Origin of the sequence: Bacillus sp. HNG (assembly GCF_003400205.1) — a bacterium.
Lineage (GTDB): Bacteria > Bacillota > Bacilli > Bacillales > Bacillaceae_L > Ferdinandcohnia.
In genome coordinates, this window is sequence record NZ_QUQV01000007.1 from 174,865 (window position 1) to 187,728 (window position 12,864).

The 12,864-nt window shown below is 38.2% G+C and carries 15 protein-coding genes; 10 read left to right on the plus strand and 5 right to left on the minus strand.

What is annotated here, in order from left to right; translation table 11 throughout:
• Positions 1–215: 215 nt before the first annotated feature.
• The 3 genes from DZB84_RS14465 to DZB84_RS14475 all read left to right on the plus strand — a co-directional run bounded on the left by DZB84_RS14465 (position 216) and on the right by DZB84_RS14475 (position 2,869).
• On the plus strand, positions 216–1,442 hold the full coding sequence (locus tag DZB84_RS14465) for an NAD(P)/FAD-dependent oxidoreductase (protein ID WP_116352977.1): 1,227 nt from the start codon (positions 216–218) through the stop codon (positions 1,440–1,442).
• Positions 1,443–1,702: 260 nt separating this feature from the next.
• Positions 1,703–2,029 carry a YuiB family protein gene (locus DZB84_RS14470; protein ID WP_116352978.1) on the plus strand — a complete coding sequence of 109 codons (327 nt, stop codon included), beginning with the start codon at positions 1,703–1,705 and terminating at the stop codon, positions 2,027–2,029.
• Positions 2,030–2,185: 156 nt separating this feature from the next.
• Entirely contained in the window at positions 2,186–2,869 is a 684-nt protein-coding gene (locus tag DZB84_RS14475) for a 3D domain-containing protein (protein WP_411266267.1), read from the plus strand.
• Positions 2,870–2,900: 31 nt separating this feature from the next.
• Here the strand turns inward: DZB84_RS14475 and DZB84_RS14480 are convergent, their stop codons facing one another.
• Positions 2,901–3,371, minus strand: coding sequence for a divergent PAP2 family protein (locus tag DZB84_RS14480; protein WP_116352979.1), 471 nt, complete (start codon positions 3,369–3,371; stop codon positions 2,901–2,903).
• 198 nt (positions 3,372–3,569) lie between these two features.
• Between DZB84_RS14480 and DZB84_RS14485 the strand changes: the two genes are divergently transcribed.
• A complete protein-coding gene (locus DZB84_RS14485; RefSeq protein WP_116352980.1) occupies positions 3,570–5,078 on the plus strand; it encodes a leucyl aminopeptidase in 1,509 nt (502 codons plus the stop codon).
• A 182-nt stretch (positions 5,079–5,260) separates the two neighbouring features.
• On the plus strand, positions 5,261–6,598 hold the full coding sequence (locus DZB84_RS14490) for a Na+/H+ antiporter family protein (protein WP_116352981.1): 1,338 nt from the start codon (positions 5,261–5,263) through the stop codon (positions 6,596–6,598).
• Positions 6,599–6,638: 40 nt separating this feature from the next.
• Here the strand turns inward: DZB84_RS14490 and DZB84_RS14495 are convergent, their stop codons facing one another.
• Positions 6,639–7,250 (minus strand): biotin transporter BioY, encoded by a 612-nt coding sequence (locus tag DZB84_RS14495; protein ID WP_116352982.1) that lies wholly within the window; start codon positions 7,248–7,250, stop codon positions 6,639–6,641.
• 300 nt (positions 7,251–7,550) lie between these two features.
• Between DZB84_RS14495 and DZB84_RS14500 the strand changes: the two genes are divergently transcribed.
• Together DZB84_RS14500 and DZB84_RS14505 are read left to right on the plus strand one after the other, a co-directional pair.
• A complete protein-coding gene (locus tag DZB84_RS14500) occupies positions 7,551–8,318 on the plus strand; it encodes a sulfite exporter TauE/SafE family protein (RefSeq protein WP_116352983.1) in 768 nt (255 codons plus the stop codon).
• A gap of 108 nt (positions 8,319–8,426) precedes the next feature.
• Positions 8,427–8,885 (plus strand): helix-turn-helix transcriptional regulator, encoded by a 459-nt coding sequence (locus tag DZB84_RS14505; RefSeq protein WP_116352984.1) that lies wholly within the window; start codon positions 8,427–8,429, stop codon positions 8,883–8,885.
• A 144-nt stretch (positions 8,886–9,029) separates the two neighbouring features.
• Here the strand turns inward: DZB84_RS14505 and DZB84_RS24950 are convergent, their stop codons facing one another.
• From DZB84_RS24950 to DZB84_RS14515, 3 genes are all read right to left on the minus strand, one after another.
• Positions 9,030–9,191 (minus strand): hypothetical protein, encoded by a 162-nt coding sequence (locus DZB84_RS24950; protein ID WP_189655254.1) that lies wholly within the window; start codon positions 9,189–9,191, stop codon positions 9,030–9,032.
• Between the two features lie 109 nt (positions 9,192–9,300).
• Positions 9,301–9,732 carry a YuzC family spore coat inner layer protein gene (locus DZB84_RS14510; protein ID WP_116352985.1) on the minus strand — a complete coding sequence of 144 codons (432 nt, stop codon included), beginning with the start codon at positions 9,730–9,732 and terminating at the stop codon, positions 9,301–9,303.
• 80 nt (positions 9,733–9,812) lie between these two features.
• Entirely contained in the window at positions 9,813–10,667 is an 855-nt protein-coding gene (locus DZB84_RS14515; RefSeq protein WP_116352986.1) for an oxidoreductase, read from the minus strand.
• A 106-nt stretch (positions 10,668–10,773) separates the two neighbouring features.
• On the opposite strand from DZB84_RS14515, the gene DZB84_RS14520 reads away from it, so the two are divergent.
• Genes DZB84_RS14520 through DZB84_RS14530 form a run of 3 tightly spaced genes read left to right on the plus strand, consistent with a single transcriptional unit; the run spans position 10,774 to position 12,860 of the window.
• Entirely contained in the window at positions 10,774–11,376 is a 603-nt protein-coding gene (locus DZB84_RS14520) for a DedA family protein (protein ID WP_189655255.1), read from the plus strand.
• Positions 11,377–11,391: 15 nt separating this feature from the next.
• Complete coding sequence (locus DZB84_RS14525; protein ID WP_116352988.1) at positions 11,392–12,453, plus strand: PQQ-dependent sugar dehydrogenase; 1,062 nt, start codon at positions 11,392–11,394, stop codon at positions 12,451–12,453.
• Between the two features lie 23 nt (positions 12,454–12,476).
• The gene (locus DZB84_RS14530; protein WP_116352989.1) at positions 12,477–12,860 is read left to right on the plus strand and encodes a hotdog fold thioesterase; all 384 of its coding nucleotides are present in this window, start codon (positions 12,477–12,479) and stop codon (positions 12,858–12,860) included.
• Positions 12,861–12,864: the final 4 nt, after the last annotated feature.

The following is a 12,864-nucleotide window of genomic DNA, read 5'->3' on the forward strand; positions in this document are numbered from 1 at the left end:
AATGCCCCTGAAGTACTTGAAATATCAATATAAAAGTCCTATTATAGGATATGGATATTAAATAGTAAAACTTTTTGACAAATGTCGTAATTTTTTATGTCCAGTCATGGTATCTTACGTGAAAGATATCACAAACTATTTTATCAATAAAATCAGAGCTTGCAGTTGAAAATAGGAATAGCTAAATTTCTACTGCAAAAAAAGAAAAGGTGGGCGTGATTACAGTGAGAAAGCCAAAAATCGTCGTTTTAGGAGCAGGATACGGTGGATTAACTACTATCGTTAACCTACAAAAAACATTAGGTGTAAATGAAGCGGATATTACACTTGTTAATAAAAATGATTATCACTATGAAACCACTTGGTTACATGAAGCATCTGCGGGAACTTTACATGCGGATCGTGTACGTTATCAAATTGAAGATGTAATTAGTGGACATAAAGTTAAGTTTGTAAAAGGCTCTGTAGCAAAGATTGACACCGAAGGAAAACGTGTAATCCTTGAAGATGATTCACAGGTTGAATACGATTATTTAGTTGTTGGATTGGGCGGAGAATCTGAAACATTTGGTATTAAAGGTTTAAAAGAATATGCATTTACGATTTCAAACGTAAATACTGCTCGTCAAATTAGAGAGCATATTGAATATCAATTTGCAACTTATAATACAGAAGAGGAAAAAAACGATAGCCGTCTTACAATCGTTGTTGGTGGAGCTGGATTTACTGGAATTGAGTTTTTAGGAGAACTAGTTAACCGAGTTCCTGAGCTTTGCCGTGAATATGATGTTGATCAAAATAAAGTAAGAATCATCTGTGTGGAGGCTGCTCCAACTGCGCTACCAGGCTTCGATCCTGAATTAGTTGAATATGCAGTTAACCACTTAGAGAAAAAAGGTGTAGAATTCAAGATTGGTACTGCAATCAAAGAAGGAACACCTGATGGAATCATCGTTGGGAAAGATGATGTGACTGAAGAAATTAAAGCTAGCACTGTCGTTTGGGCAGCGGGTGTTCGTGGAAACAGCGTAATCGATGCATCTGGTTTTGAAGCAATGCGTGGACGTGTGAAGGTTGATAAGCAGCTTCGCGCACCAGGACATGACAATATCTTCTTTGTTGGTGATAGCTCACTAGTTATTAACGAAGAAATTAATCGTCCATACCCACCAACTGCACAAATTGCTATGCAACAAGGTGCATTAGTGGCGAAAAACATTGCAGTTCTTGTTCGTGGTCAAGGTGAGCTTGGTGAATTTACGTTCGATAATAAAGGAACAGTATGTTCACTTGGCGAGCATGATGGAATCGGAGTTGTATTCGGTAGAAAGATTTGGGGATCCAAAGCAGCATTCATGAAGAAAGTAATCGACAATCGTGCACTCTTCATCGTTGGTGGTCCATCACTCGTTCTTAAAAAAGGTAAATTGAAATTTTTATAAGGTAATCTAAAAGGAATGTGGGGAGACTCGCATTCCTTTTTCACTATTTGTCCATATAATCAGAGTAAAATCAATTGACTTACGTTCCATCCCTTTAGTACACTAGGAAGGGATTTGTGCGTCCAGCTCCAGCGCTTAGCCCCTCGAGGTCACAAGCCAATCTGTCAAGAAGGTCAAAGTACAACCTTCCAGCCATCTCGTCTTGTGCTTGTCAGGGCTGATCAAGGCGCTTGCGCATTTGTTACTGGAGGAGAGGTACCATGTCATTCAGTTTTTTACCGATATTATTAATTTCGATGCTGTTGTTTTTCGTTTTATTTTTTGGAATTGGATTTATTCTTAACATGCTTTTACGGATGTCGTGGATTATGGCTATTATCTACCCGGTAATTGGGTTGGCCATTATTCAAGAGGTTTCCTTTCTCGACTATTTTACATCACCAGGAACTGCTTTTCGCTCTTTAGGGAATAGCATTATGACTTTAGCTCCTTTAGATATTGCGATTTTACTTAGCGGTCTTGCTGGCGCAGTTTTATCGGGAGTAGTCATTAAGCTCCTCCGAAAAAAAGGATACAGAATGTTTTAGAAAACCATTTCCATATAATTGTGTTGAAAGAGACGTAAGGATTCTGTGATAGAAATCCTTACGTCTCTTTTTTATACATGAATTATTTTCCACCTAAAAACGAATAATTTCTAACCGAATTGGAAAGAAATAGAGTCGTGAGAGGAGTGGAAAAATGTGTTTCATCTAAACACAATTATAAGAAGAAGTGTAATGACGGTGTTAGTTACATTCGCACTATTCACTACGTTCCAATCTTTTTCCGGAGTGCAGACGAAAGACCTTACAAACTGGGCAGGCGACCAAATGAAAAAGAAATCGCAAACAGTTGTAATCAAAAGTGTCGGATTGGCCTCCAAATTGATGTTGCGCATTCAAGGAAATAATGTGGTCTTGGCTTCGAGTGTTGAAAGTACACTACCAATCGAAGAAGCCATTGATTTTTCAAAATACCCGACAAAAACAGTTGTTGCAACTGGATACACAGCGGGAGTTGAATCGACAGGTAAAGATGCCAATCACCCTTCCTATGGAATCACTTACTCTGGTGTAAAGGTCAAGCGTGATCTGTATTCTACCATCGCTGCCGATTTAAATGTCTTTCCAATTGGAACCATCCTGTTTATCCCTGATTATGGGTATGGTGTGGTTGCCGATAAAGGTGGGGCGATTAAAGGAAATAAAATTGACTTGTATTATGAAACTGTTCATGATGTTTATAATAAATGGGGGAAAAGAACCCTCGATGTCTATGTAATCAAAATGGGTGACGGTAAAATATCAGAAGAAGAAATTGCTGCCATGAATGAGGATAAATCCATGCAGGTATTTCGACAACAAATATTAGGTGAAAAAAGTTAAAGGCTAATCGCAATGATTAGCCATTTTTGTTTTATAAAACATAAAGTAAGAATGTTAATAAAATCCCTGTCAAACCACCAAAAAATACTTCAATGGGTTTATGACCTAATAATTCTTTTAACTCACTTCGTTTTCTTTCTTCATCAAGCCTTGGCCATAGCTTTGCATCTTCCGCAAATTTTTGAAAGTCTGCAACAAGTTTGTTGAGAACGGTAGCCTGTTCACCAGCGTGTCTGCGAACACCGGAAGCATCGAACATGACAATTACGGCAAAAACAGTAGATATTGCGAAAAAAGGAGAACCGACTCCTTGCTCAAGGGCAATTCCTGTTGTTAAAGCTGTTACAGCCGCTGAATGGGAGCTTGGCATACCACCAGTGCTCGTAATTAGGGACCAATCAACGTTTCTAGTCACAAAAAAATGTAGCGGGACCTTAACAAACTGCGCAAATCCAATTGCAGCAAGTGCGGCCCAAAGGGGGAAATTAGTAAAAAGCTCCATGTAAACTACGTCCTCTCATTAGAATGCACTTTTTTCTCTTTAGTTGATAGGATAATCTTTTAAAAACCAGCATGTTCGCCAATTGTTACTGTTATTATAAAAGAATTTGCGAATGTCTGCAAAATGAATCTTCTTCAGATGAAATTTAGTGTCCCGAAGTTTATAATAAAAAGGTAAAAATAAGTTGGAGGTGTTAATGTGTTTACAGTAAAAAATGAAATTAAGGTACAAGATACTCATGAAGCAATACTCATTGGTTTATATGCGAAGAATCAAAAAACAACTGGGCTCACTCACGAAATTGATACATTAATGGACGGTCAAATTACAGTACTGTTAAAAGAAGGAGACATATCAACGAAGCAAAGTATTGTATCTAAAGTACATACATTAGGAAAGGCCCCCATTAAACGAGTGTACTTTCTCGGGCTTGGTAAGGAGGATGACCAATCCTTTGAATCACTCAGAGAAGCGTTTGGAAAGGCTGTTAAAGCAATCGATGAAGCAAAAATCGAAAGCTTTGCGGTTGAGTTAGATTCCTTTGTAACAGAAAAGCTAGAGGTTCATGATGTTGCACATGCATTTGGAGAAGCAATTGCATTGTCTACATATAAATTTGCAGATTATAAACAAAAATCAAATGAACCAGAAAAGAAAATTGAAGATGTAGTTGTTTACACAAAAGATGAAGTAGATGAGGTCGAAGCAAGTTTAAAAGTAGGATTTACTTATGGACAAGGGACAAACTCTGCGAGAACTCTTGTAAATTTACCAGGTAATATGCTAACGGCTACAGATTTAGCAAATTATGCAACTGAACTTGGAATGAAATACGGGTTTGAAGTTGAAATCCTTGAAAAAGAAGAGATGGAAAAGTTAGGGATGGGTGCTCTTTTAGCCGTAAATAAAGGTTCTGTGGAGCCTCCCAAAATGATTGTCCTTAAATATCAGGGAACCGATAACTGGGAGGATGTCATTGGCCTAGTTGGAAAAGGGATTACCTTTGATACAGGCGGTTATTCCATTAAACCAAAGGACGGCATTGTTGGTATGAAATCAGACATGGGTGGAGCTGCTGCTGTTTTAGGAGCAATGGAGATTATTGGTGAACTAAAACCGGAAAAAAATGTTGTAGCTGTCATCCCATCAACTGATAACATGATCAGTGGTGATGCGTTTAAACCAGATGATGTCGTGACATCGATGAATGGTAAAACAATTGAAATCCTAAACACAGATGCTGAAGGTCGTTTAGCGTTAGCGGACGGAATTACGTATGCTAAGTTCCACGGTGCCTCTTATTTAGTTGATGTGGCAACCTTAACGGGTGGAGTAATTGTTGCTTTAGGAAATGATATAACTGGCGCAATGACAAATAATGAAGCCTTTTTTGAAGAAGTGTTGGAATCTTCATTAGAAGCCGGCGAGCCAATTTGGCGTCTACCAATTACAGAAAATCATAAGAAGCGTGTTCGGGAGAGCCAGGTGGCTGACTTGAACAATTCACCAGGAAGAGATGGACATGCCATTTTTGCAGGCACATTCCTTGGTGAATTCGCAGAGAGTACACCTTGGGTACACCTTGATATAGCTGGAACGGCAACTACTACAAGTGCTCATGACTTAGGTCCTGCAGGTGCAACCGGGGTTATGGTCCGCACACTTGCAACTTTAGTAGAAAGATTTGGTATAACTGTAGAATCATAATTAGGAAGGAAGTCTACCGAGCGTAGGCTTCTTTTTTTCTTCTAAATGTACCTTCTCTCGCAAAAAATACCATTGACGTTATCTCCCATCATATGATATTGTAGTCTAGGTATTTTAATTCTCTACCAATTTACCAGACTAAAGTAAAAACTAATTAACTATTACTAGAAGGAGTTTTCATCATGAATGCAGTTGTTATAGCCGTTCTCGTTATGCTTATACTAAGCTTATTTCGTATAAATGTTGTCGTTGCTCTTGCAGTGGGGGCGATTGTTGGGGGACTTACAGGTGGCCTGGACCTTGCATCGACTGTTTCTACCTTTACAGATGGTTTAGGCGGTAATGCCACTGTAGCATTGAGCTATGCCTTGCTTGGTAGTTTTGCAGTTGCTATATCAAGAACTGGCCTACCAGATGCCATGGTAGCTTTAGCCATCAAAATGGTTGGTCAGCAAGGGGATAGTAAACGTAAAACTTATTCCAAGGTTTTAATCATTTTTATCATTTTAGCCATTTCTATTTCATCACAAAACCTAGTACCTGTTCATATTGCATTTATACCTATTTTAATTCCACCTTTATTAAAGGTCTTTAATGAGCTTGAAATCGATCGTCGATTGATTGCTTCTGTTATTACGTTTGGTTTAACAGCACCGTATATTGCACTCCCAGTAGGATTTGGAGAGATTTTCCACGGACTCTTACAGCAATATATGCTCGATAGCGGGCTAGAAGTTGCGAAAAAAGATATCCCTGTTGCAATGTTAATTCCAACTGCAGGGATGGTTGTTGGATTACTAATCGCAATCTTTTTTTCCTATCGTAAACCTAAAATATATAAAAATATTGAAATTGAAAATAAATCGAATTCAAAAGCAACTTATACTAAAAAGAGCATTGCTTTCGCTCTCATTTCTGTACTTGCTACATTAACCGTTCAGTTAACACTTTCACAAGTATTTGATGTAGATGGGATGATTTTTGGAGCTTTGGTCGGAATCATCGTTCTCTATTTCAGTGGCTCTATGAAAGTAAATCAAGCTGACGAAGTGATAACAGGCGGAATGAAAATGATGGCTTTCATTGGTTTTGTCATGATAACAGCATCCGGGTTTGCTGCTGTTATTAATGAAACAGGGGATGTGGAAGAGCTTGTTAAGCAGTCAGCATCCTTAATGAATGGAAACCAAGCATTTGCTGCTTTAATGATGTTAATCGTCGGTCTTTTAATCACATTAGGAATAGGATCATCTTTTTCAACGATTCCAATTATCGCGACGATTTTTGTTCCTTTATGCATGGAGCTTGGGTTTAGTCCGATGGCGACAATTGCCATCCTGGGTTCCGCAGCAGCTTTAGGAGATGCGGGTTCACCTGCGTCAGATAGTACACTCGGTCCTACCGCTGGGCTTAATGTCGATGGTAAGCATAATCATATCTGGGATACTTGTGTACCTACATTTTTACACTATAATATTCCACTTATTATTTTTGGCTGGATTGCAGCCATTCTCCTATAAAACTATACCCCCACGAACAATCGTGGGGGTATTTTCACTTTTAAGAGGCTTTTGTTGAAAGATGATTCACTGAGTTTTTTGTTACTGTGCGATAAATTCTTGGTGAAATAATTCCGGCAAAAATGGTGAATACGAGATCCTTCACTATGAACCAAGCCATAACTGTCCACGCTGCTCCATAGCTCATTTTAACCTCTAACCAAAAATTTAAGGCAAAGTACATATAGTTTGTGCCGATGAAATAGTTCATGAAGAGACCAACAAACGCAGCAACCATAAATGTTTTTAATGTTGGGGTCGCCTTTGAGTGTTCAACTACTTTACCAGCAAAATAGGCTGTTGGAATAAATGATAAAATAAATCCACCAGTGCTTCCAATGATAGGTGCGATTCCTGCCTCAAATCCTGAAAAAACAGGTGCTCCTGCCATCCCAATGAGCATGTAGACAATCATCGAAATGGCTCCTAATCGACTCCCGAGTAGAAGTCCAGCTAATACGGCAAAAAAGGTTTGCATGGTTAATGGAACCCCAGCAACCTGTAAAAATGGAACCATTGAAGTAATGTTTGCACCTATTGCCATTAGCGCTGCAAACATCCCTACATATGTAATTTCTATTGCTCGAATTCGTGGTTTTGAAACTGCTGTCATTATATGTTAACCTCCGTAAATTTATAGTTAACAAAATCGTAAAACAAGAAAGATTATATGTCAACATAAAATTTAATGAAGTTAACAAATAAAAAGATGAGTCATATGCATTTAAAATGGTTGATAAACTAGTGGTAGATGATTTCCTTTTCAATATGAAACCGTTAAATGAACATCCACTCCTTTTTAAAAATTGTTATAGTTAAAAAATATTTTTTTTGTCCATTGCAAGAAAAATGTGTCAAAAAGGTAGTCCTGTAAATATAATGCCCATATCCGAAAATGTTGGGAGCGGTCGGAATGAGTATTGGAATTGTATTAATGGGCCTTTTTGTCGGGTTTTTGGTCGGATTAACAGGCGTAGGAGGAGCGGCATTATTGACCCCATTTTTAATCTTAATTGGTATCAATCCACTAATTGCAGTTGGAACAGATTTTCTCTATAACTCCATCACCAAATTCTTTGGATCTGTTCAGCATTTTCGGCAGAAAACAATCAATTTTAAGCTTGTGAAATATTTGGCTTTAGGTAGTGTTCCTAGTGCAATTATAGCCGTTACTACATTACACTTTGCTGGTGGAGATAAACTCCTGCAAGGAGAAATTGTGAAGCATGCCCTCGGTTATGTCCTTATGATGGTTGCTATTGCGACTGTAGTAAAGACATTATTTAGCTCTCGTTTTTCACAAAGCACCTACAGTATAAAGCCCATTGAAGATAAAGCAAAAGCCACAATATTATTAGGGGCAATCCTTGGATTTATTGTCGGATTAACATCCGTTGGTTCTGGTTCGCTTTTTGCACTTGCGATGTTGTTATTTTATCAATTACGAGCCTCTGAGTTGGTTGGAACAGACATTGCACATGCATTTATTTTAGTTACAGTAAGCAGCATTTTTCATGTGGGTTTTGGGAATGTTGACTTTCTTTTAGTGACGAATTTGCTATGTGGTTCAATCCCTGGAGTAATTATTGGTAGCTCTTTATCCGCAAAGGTTCCGATGAAACCCCTACAAACGGTGATAGGGATCATCATTTTTATAAGTGGTTTGAAATTGATCTATTAAGTCGAAACACAAAAAATTGCGAATTTGTAGACCTTAGTGTAAAATTACACTAAGGTTTTTGGCTTTCTCTTAGAAAGAAAAGCTTAATGATTAAAAAGGTGATTATATATGGATAAGGAACAATTGACTCAAATACTCTCTGAAAAAATGAAGTTAATTCGAACAGAAAAAGGATATACACAGGATAAAATGGCTGAGATTTTGGGGATTTCAAAAAAGACGTTGGTGCAAATTGAAAAAAGAAGAATTGAAGCGGGATGGACAATTATCGTAGCTGTATGTGCATTATTTCGCGATAGTGAGATTATCCAAACAACTCTAGGCGGTGACCCTATCGATGTTATTGAAATTATTGGACGAAATGGGATTGATCGTGCAAAAGAACGTACAATGGGTGGTAAAATATGGTGGAAGGATCTCGAAAAGGAAGGCAGGTTTCGTCTCCAACAAAATATGATAAGTCAACATTATCGTATCCTAGATGACGCCAATTTTAGATGGTACTCATCGTTCAATAAAGAGGAAGCCTATAGCAGGTTAAAAGAAATTTCGATTGAAGCAAACTAGAAACGGGGCACAACCTATTTGGCCCCATTTTTCTTCTTCGCCGTTTTGTTTTTTGAATACGTAGATGAAGTTAAGTTGTTATTTACTGCAGCTTCTTCGTTAAGTCTTTCTTTTTTCGCCATCTAACTTCCTCCATGAATTCGTTTAATGATCGAGAGAATAATCCTCGTAGCGTTCGTTTAAATATTCATTTTCGCCAGTTGCGAAATTTATATTACGAAGGTCTAACTCTGGATCCAGCTGATTCACGAGTTGTTCTTCTTTGCTTTGTATATATCTTAGTGTATCTCTATTTCTATCTTCCATTTATTTTACCTCCTCGTGTTTTATCATGTCCTAAACCGTCTAAATTTCATTCTTGTAATCAAGAAAGAACGATAGGCAAATTTTTACCTTCGTTCAAATTGGTTGTTCTTTATCGCCATCTTAATGAAATAGTTAATACACTGGATTTAGAGCCTTTTACACTTGCTTCCAAGTGAAGAATTAAACCATCAGGATTAAAGGTTGCTTTCACTTTCGACTGAATGCCTGTTGTTTTTAGCAGTCGATCTACTTCCTGGTCATTTGATGCCTGTGCAGCAGCCATTACTTTTTTCGCAAACTCTTTAGAATCAGCTAATTTAGCCAATATCAGGCTTGCATCCTTCATGAGAATTCTCATTTCTTCTGCGGATTCCTTAAATAAAGTTGGGTCAACTTCTGGAAATTGACGATAATATGAGTATGGGTAATACGACACTGAGTCAGGAAAAACAGAATGTCTTGTAAGGTTTGAGTAGTATCCTGGATACAAAACAGTTCTTGGCGGTCCTTGACGTCCATAGATAAACGGATGATGATACAACGGTAGACCTCCCTTATCGAAATTCCCTTACAATATATGTAATTTTTGGGATAAGGGTGCATTCCAAGGGTAGTAAAGCCCTACTTCCTATCAATTCCTAACATCTTAAGAACAATTCCTTCCCACATCTTCCAAGGAAGTAAATTTTTAAGGGAAATGGTCAATCTTGTTCCTTTCCCTACGGGGTAACGAAGTCTAGTGAGGGAGGGCTTTGTAGCAAGCTTAACGATGAATTTGGCTACTTCAAGTGGGTCACCGTAAGAAGCTTGGTTTTTTTCAAGTCTTGCTTCAATTTTTTTCATCAATTCTTGATAGGGAGATGTCGGAAGCATCGACTTTTCTGCTACCTTTTTACCACTCCTCCATATATTCGTTTGAAATGAACCTGGCTCAATAATCGCGACATCGATACCAAATGATCTTACCTCAAGTTGCAATGATTCAGACCAGCCTTCTAATGCATATTTAGATGCAACATAAGGAGAGATGGCTGGAAATCCAATTTGTCCACTTATGCTGCTAAGATTCATGATTTTACCAGCTTTTTGCTTTCTCATAAATGGTAGCACAAGTTTAGTCACTTCAATCAACCCGAAGAAGTTCGTGTCAAACTGGGTCTTGTATTCCGATATTGAAATTTCCTCGGCAAAACCACCTGTAGCAAAGCCTGCATTATTTAGTAAAATATCGACTTTACCAAGCTTTTGAAGGGTTGTTTGAAATGCATGTAAAGAATCAGCATCGGTCACATCCAACCTACAAAATTGGAGGTTTTCCTCTAAATTCGGATTATTTAGTTGACGTAGAATGTTTTCTTTTTTTTGTAGATCTCTCATTGTGGCGACAACAAAGAATCCTTTTTTTAAAAACTCAATTGAACTTAGAAGACCAAATCCACTTGATGCCCCGGTAATGATTACTATGGGTTTGTCCACACTTTCCTCTCCCTTAAATAAAATGGTTTCTAATATTATCCATTTAATCTTATAATAGAAAAAGGTAAGTATCTAGAATAACGTACCCGATGAAGGCGGGATAAAATTGCAGATAAATGAAGTAGTATCAATAATCCAAGAACATGGTTATCTCGGACTTTATTTATGGCTGTGGGTGGGAGCATTTGTGATTCCAATTCCAAATGAAGTCATTGTATCAACAATCGGTTTTTTTGCGGCAGAGGATGTTTTTGTACCTTGGAAGATTTTTTTTGTAACATACTTTGGAATTCTAGCTGCCGTTACCACAAGCTATGTATTAGGACGCTCCGCTGGAAATGCCATGGTCTTCCTCATGAATAAACAAAATAAAATGCGAAGAAAAATCGAACGTGCTTTGTTAATCATTGAAAAATACAATACGTTTGCATTAGCATTTTGCTATTTCGTGCCCGGCTTTCGAGTTCTGTTTCCATTCTTATTCGGGTTTAGTAAATTTTCATTTATAAAATTTGCATTAACCCTTTATACCACTATTTTAGTATGGGTTTCCATTGTCTTTTCAGTCGGTTATTTTGCAGGGGAAGAGTTCATTGAAGCGTTTATTAAATACTACGATATAGTCGTTGGTGTAGCTGTTACGGCGTTGATGGTGTATGTATTGGTAAAGATAAGAAGGAGGAGGAAGCTACGAAAGTTTTCACACTGAGAGGGTGTACAGATCATGAAAAAGCTGTCTTTGTTTCTCATTTTCACTATCATTGTCGGCTGTTCACAGGATGAAAACCTTGATGGACCAGTAAAAGAAACGGTTTCTAACCCATCTATTATTGCTATAAATCTAACGATTCCATGGATGGTCACAAAAACAGATGGAATCATCTTTATTCCAGAGCGGATTGGAAAACTATCCGAAATAGAGGAGGCATCTGGAAAGGTGAAGCCCCAGCAACTAAAGCTTCATAAAGAAATCCTGCATCAAGGGGAAGGGGGCCTATTAGGGTTTACACTAGCTCCCGATTTTCAGACCTCGAATGATGCATTTATGTATCATACATATCTAGAAGAGGACAACATTTTAAATCGCGTCATCCTTGTAGAAAGAAATGGGTCTACTTGGGTGGAAAAGGCGGTATTACTTGAAGGTATTCCAGGAGGAAGAATTCATAATGGTGGCCGTATTAAAATTGGCCCTGATGATAAGCTTTACGTTACTGCTGGAGATGCTGGGGTTCCAGAAAATGCACAAGATTTAACAAGTCTAGCTGGGAAAATTTTACGCATCAACCTCGATGGCTCTATTCCAAATGATAATCCATTTCCTAACTCGTATGTATACACATACGGTCACAGGAACCCACAGGGGCTTGCCTGGGATGAAAAAGGAACGTTATACAGCACCGAGCATGGACAAAGAGCGCACGATGAGATTAACCTAGTTGAACCAGGGAAAAATTATGGCTGGCCAATTATTGAAGGGAGTGAAACAAAGCCAGACATGGTCACACCTATTTATCAAACAGGTGAGGACACATGGGCTCCTTCTGGTATCGATTATGCAAATGGAAAGCTATATATCGCTACACTACGTGGCTCTATGGTAAGAAGCTATGAAATTGCGTCGGGGAGGATTGAAGTAATCCTTGATATCAATAGCCGGATGAGGGATGTTTACATAGAAGACAGCACACTCTATACAATCACAAATAACAAGGATGGTCGAGGAAACCCGAAGGAAGATGATGACAAACTTCTTTCGATTTCATTGTCGGGCATTCGAAAATAAGTAGGGAGCTTAGGAGGAGAAAAATGGTAGAAAATACATTAGTTCAAGCATTGGGTATTACAATTGAAGAAGTGACACCTGAACGGGTAATAGCTACTATGCCAGTTGATGAGCGTACCCGCCAGCCATTTGGAGTTTTACATGGTGGTGCTTCTGTTGCTTTAGCGGAAACTGTTGCAAGTATCGGTACATACAATCTGGTAGACAAAGAAACGGAAGGATGTGCCGGACTCGAAATTAACGCCAATCATATTCGTGCAAAAAGGGACGGTGTTGTAAAAGCAATCGGTACCCCTCTTCATAAAGGCAAAACAACAATGGTCTGGGACATTAAAATCGTAGATGAGGAAGAAAATCTCATTTGTGTATCGCGCTGTACCATGGCCATTTTGAAATTAAAGAAATGAAAAA

Coding starts and splice junctions, on each gene's coding strand:
- DZB84_RS24950 (WP_189655254.1), bottom strand. CDS start 9,191: ATGGAAGATAGAAATAGAGATACACTAAGATATATACAAAGCAAAGAA.
- DZB84_RS14480 (WP_116352979.1), bottom strand. CDS start 3,371: ATGGAGCTTTTTACTAATTTCCCCCTTTGGGCCGCACTTGCTGCAATT.
- DZB84_RS14495 (WP_116352982.1), bottom strand. CDS start 7,250: ATGACAGCAGTTTCAAAACCACGAATTCGAGCAATAGAAATTACATAT.
- DZB84_RS14500 (WP_116352983.1), top strand. CDS start 7,551: ATGAGTATTGGAATTGTATTAATGGGCCTTTTTGTCGGGTTTTTGGTC.
- DZB84_RS14490 (WP_116352981.1), top strand. CDS start 5,261: ATGAATGCAGTTGTTATAGCCGTTCTCGTTATGCTTATACTAAGCTTA.
- DZB84_RS14470 (WP_116352978.1), top strand. CDS start 1,703: ATGTCATTCAGTTTTTTACCGATATTATTAATTTCGATGCTGTTGTTT.
- DZB84_RS14525 (WP_116352988.1), top strand. CDS start 11,392: ATGAAAAAGCTGTCTTTGTTTCTCATTTTCACTATCATTGTCGGCTGT.
- DZB84_RS14505 (WP_116352984.1), top strand. CDS start 8,427: ATGGATAAGGAACAATTGACTCAAATACTCTCTGAAAAAATGAAGTTA.
- DZB84_RS14530 (WP_116352989.1), top strand. CDS start 12,477: ATGGTAGAAAATACATTAGTTCAAGCATTGGGTATTACAATTGAAGAA.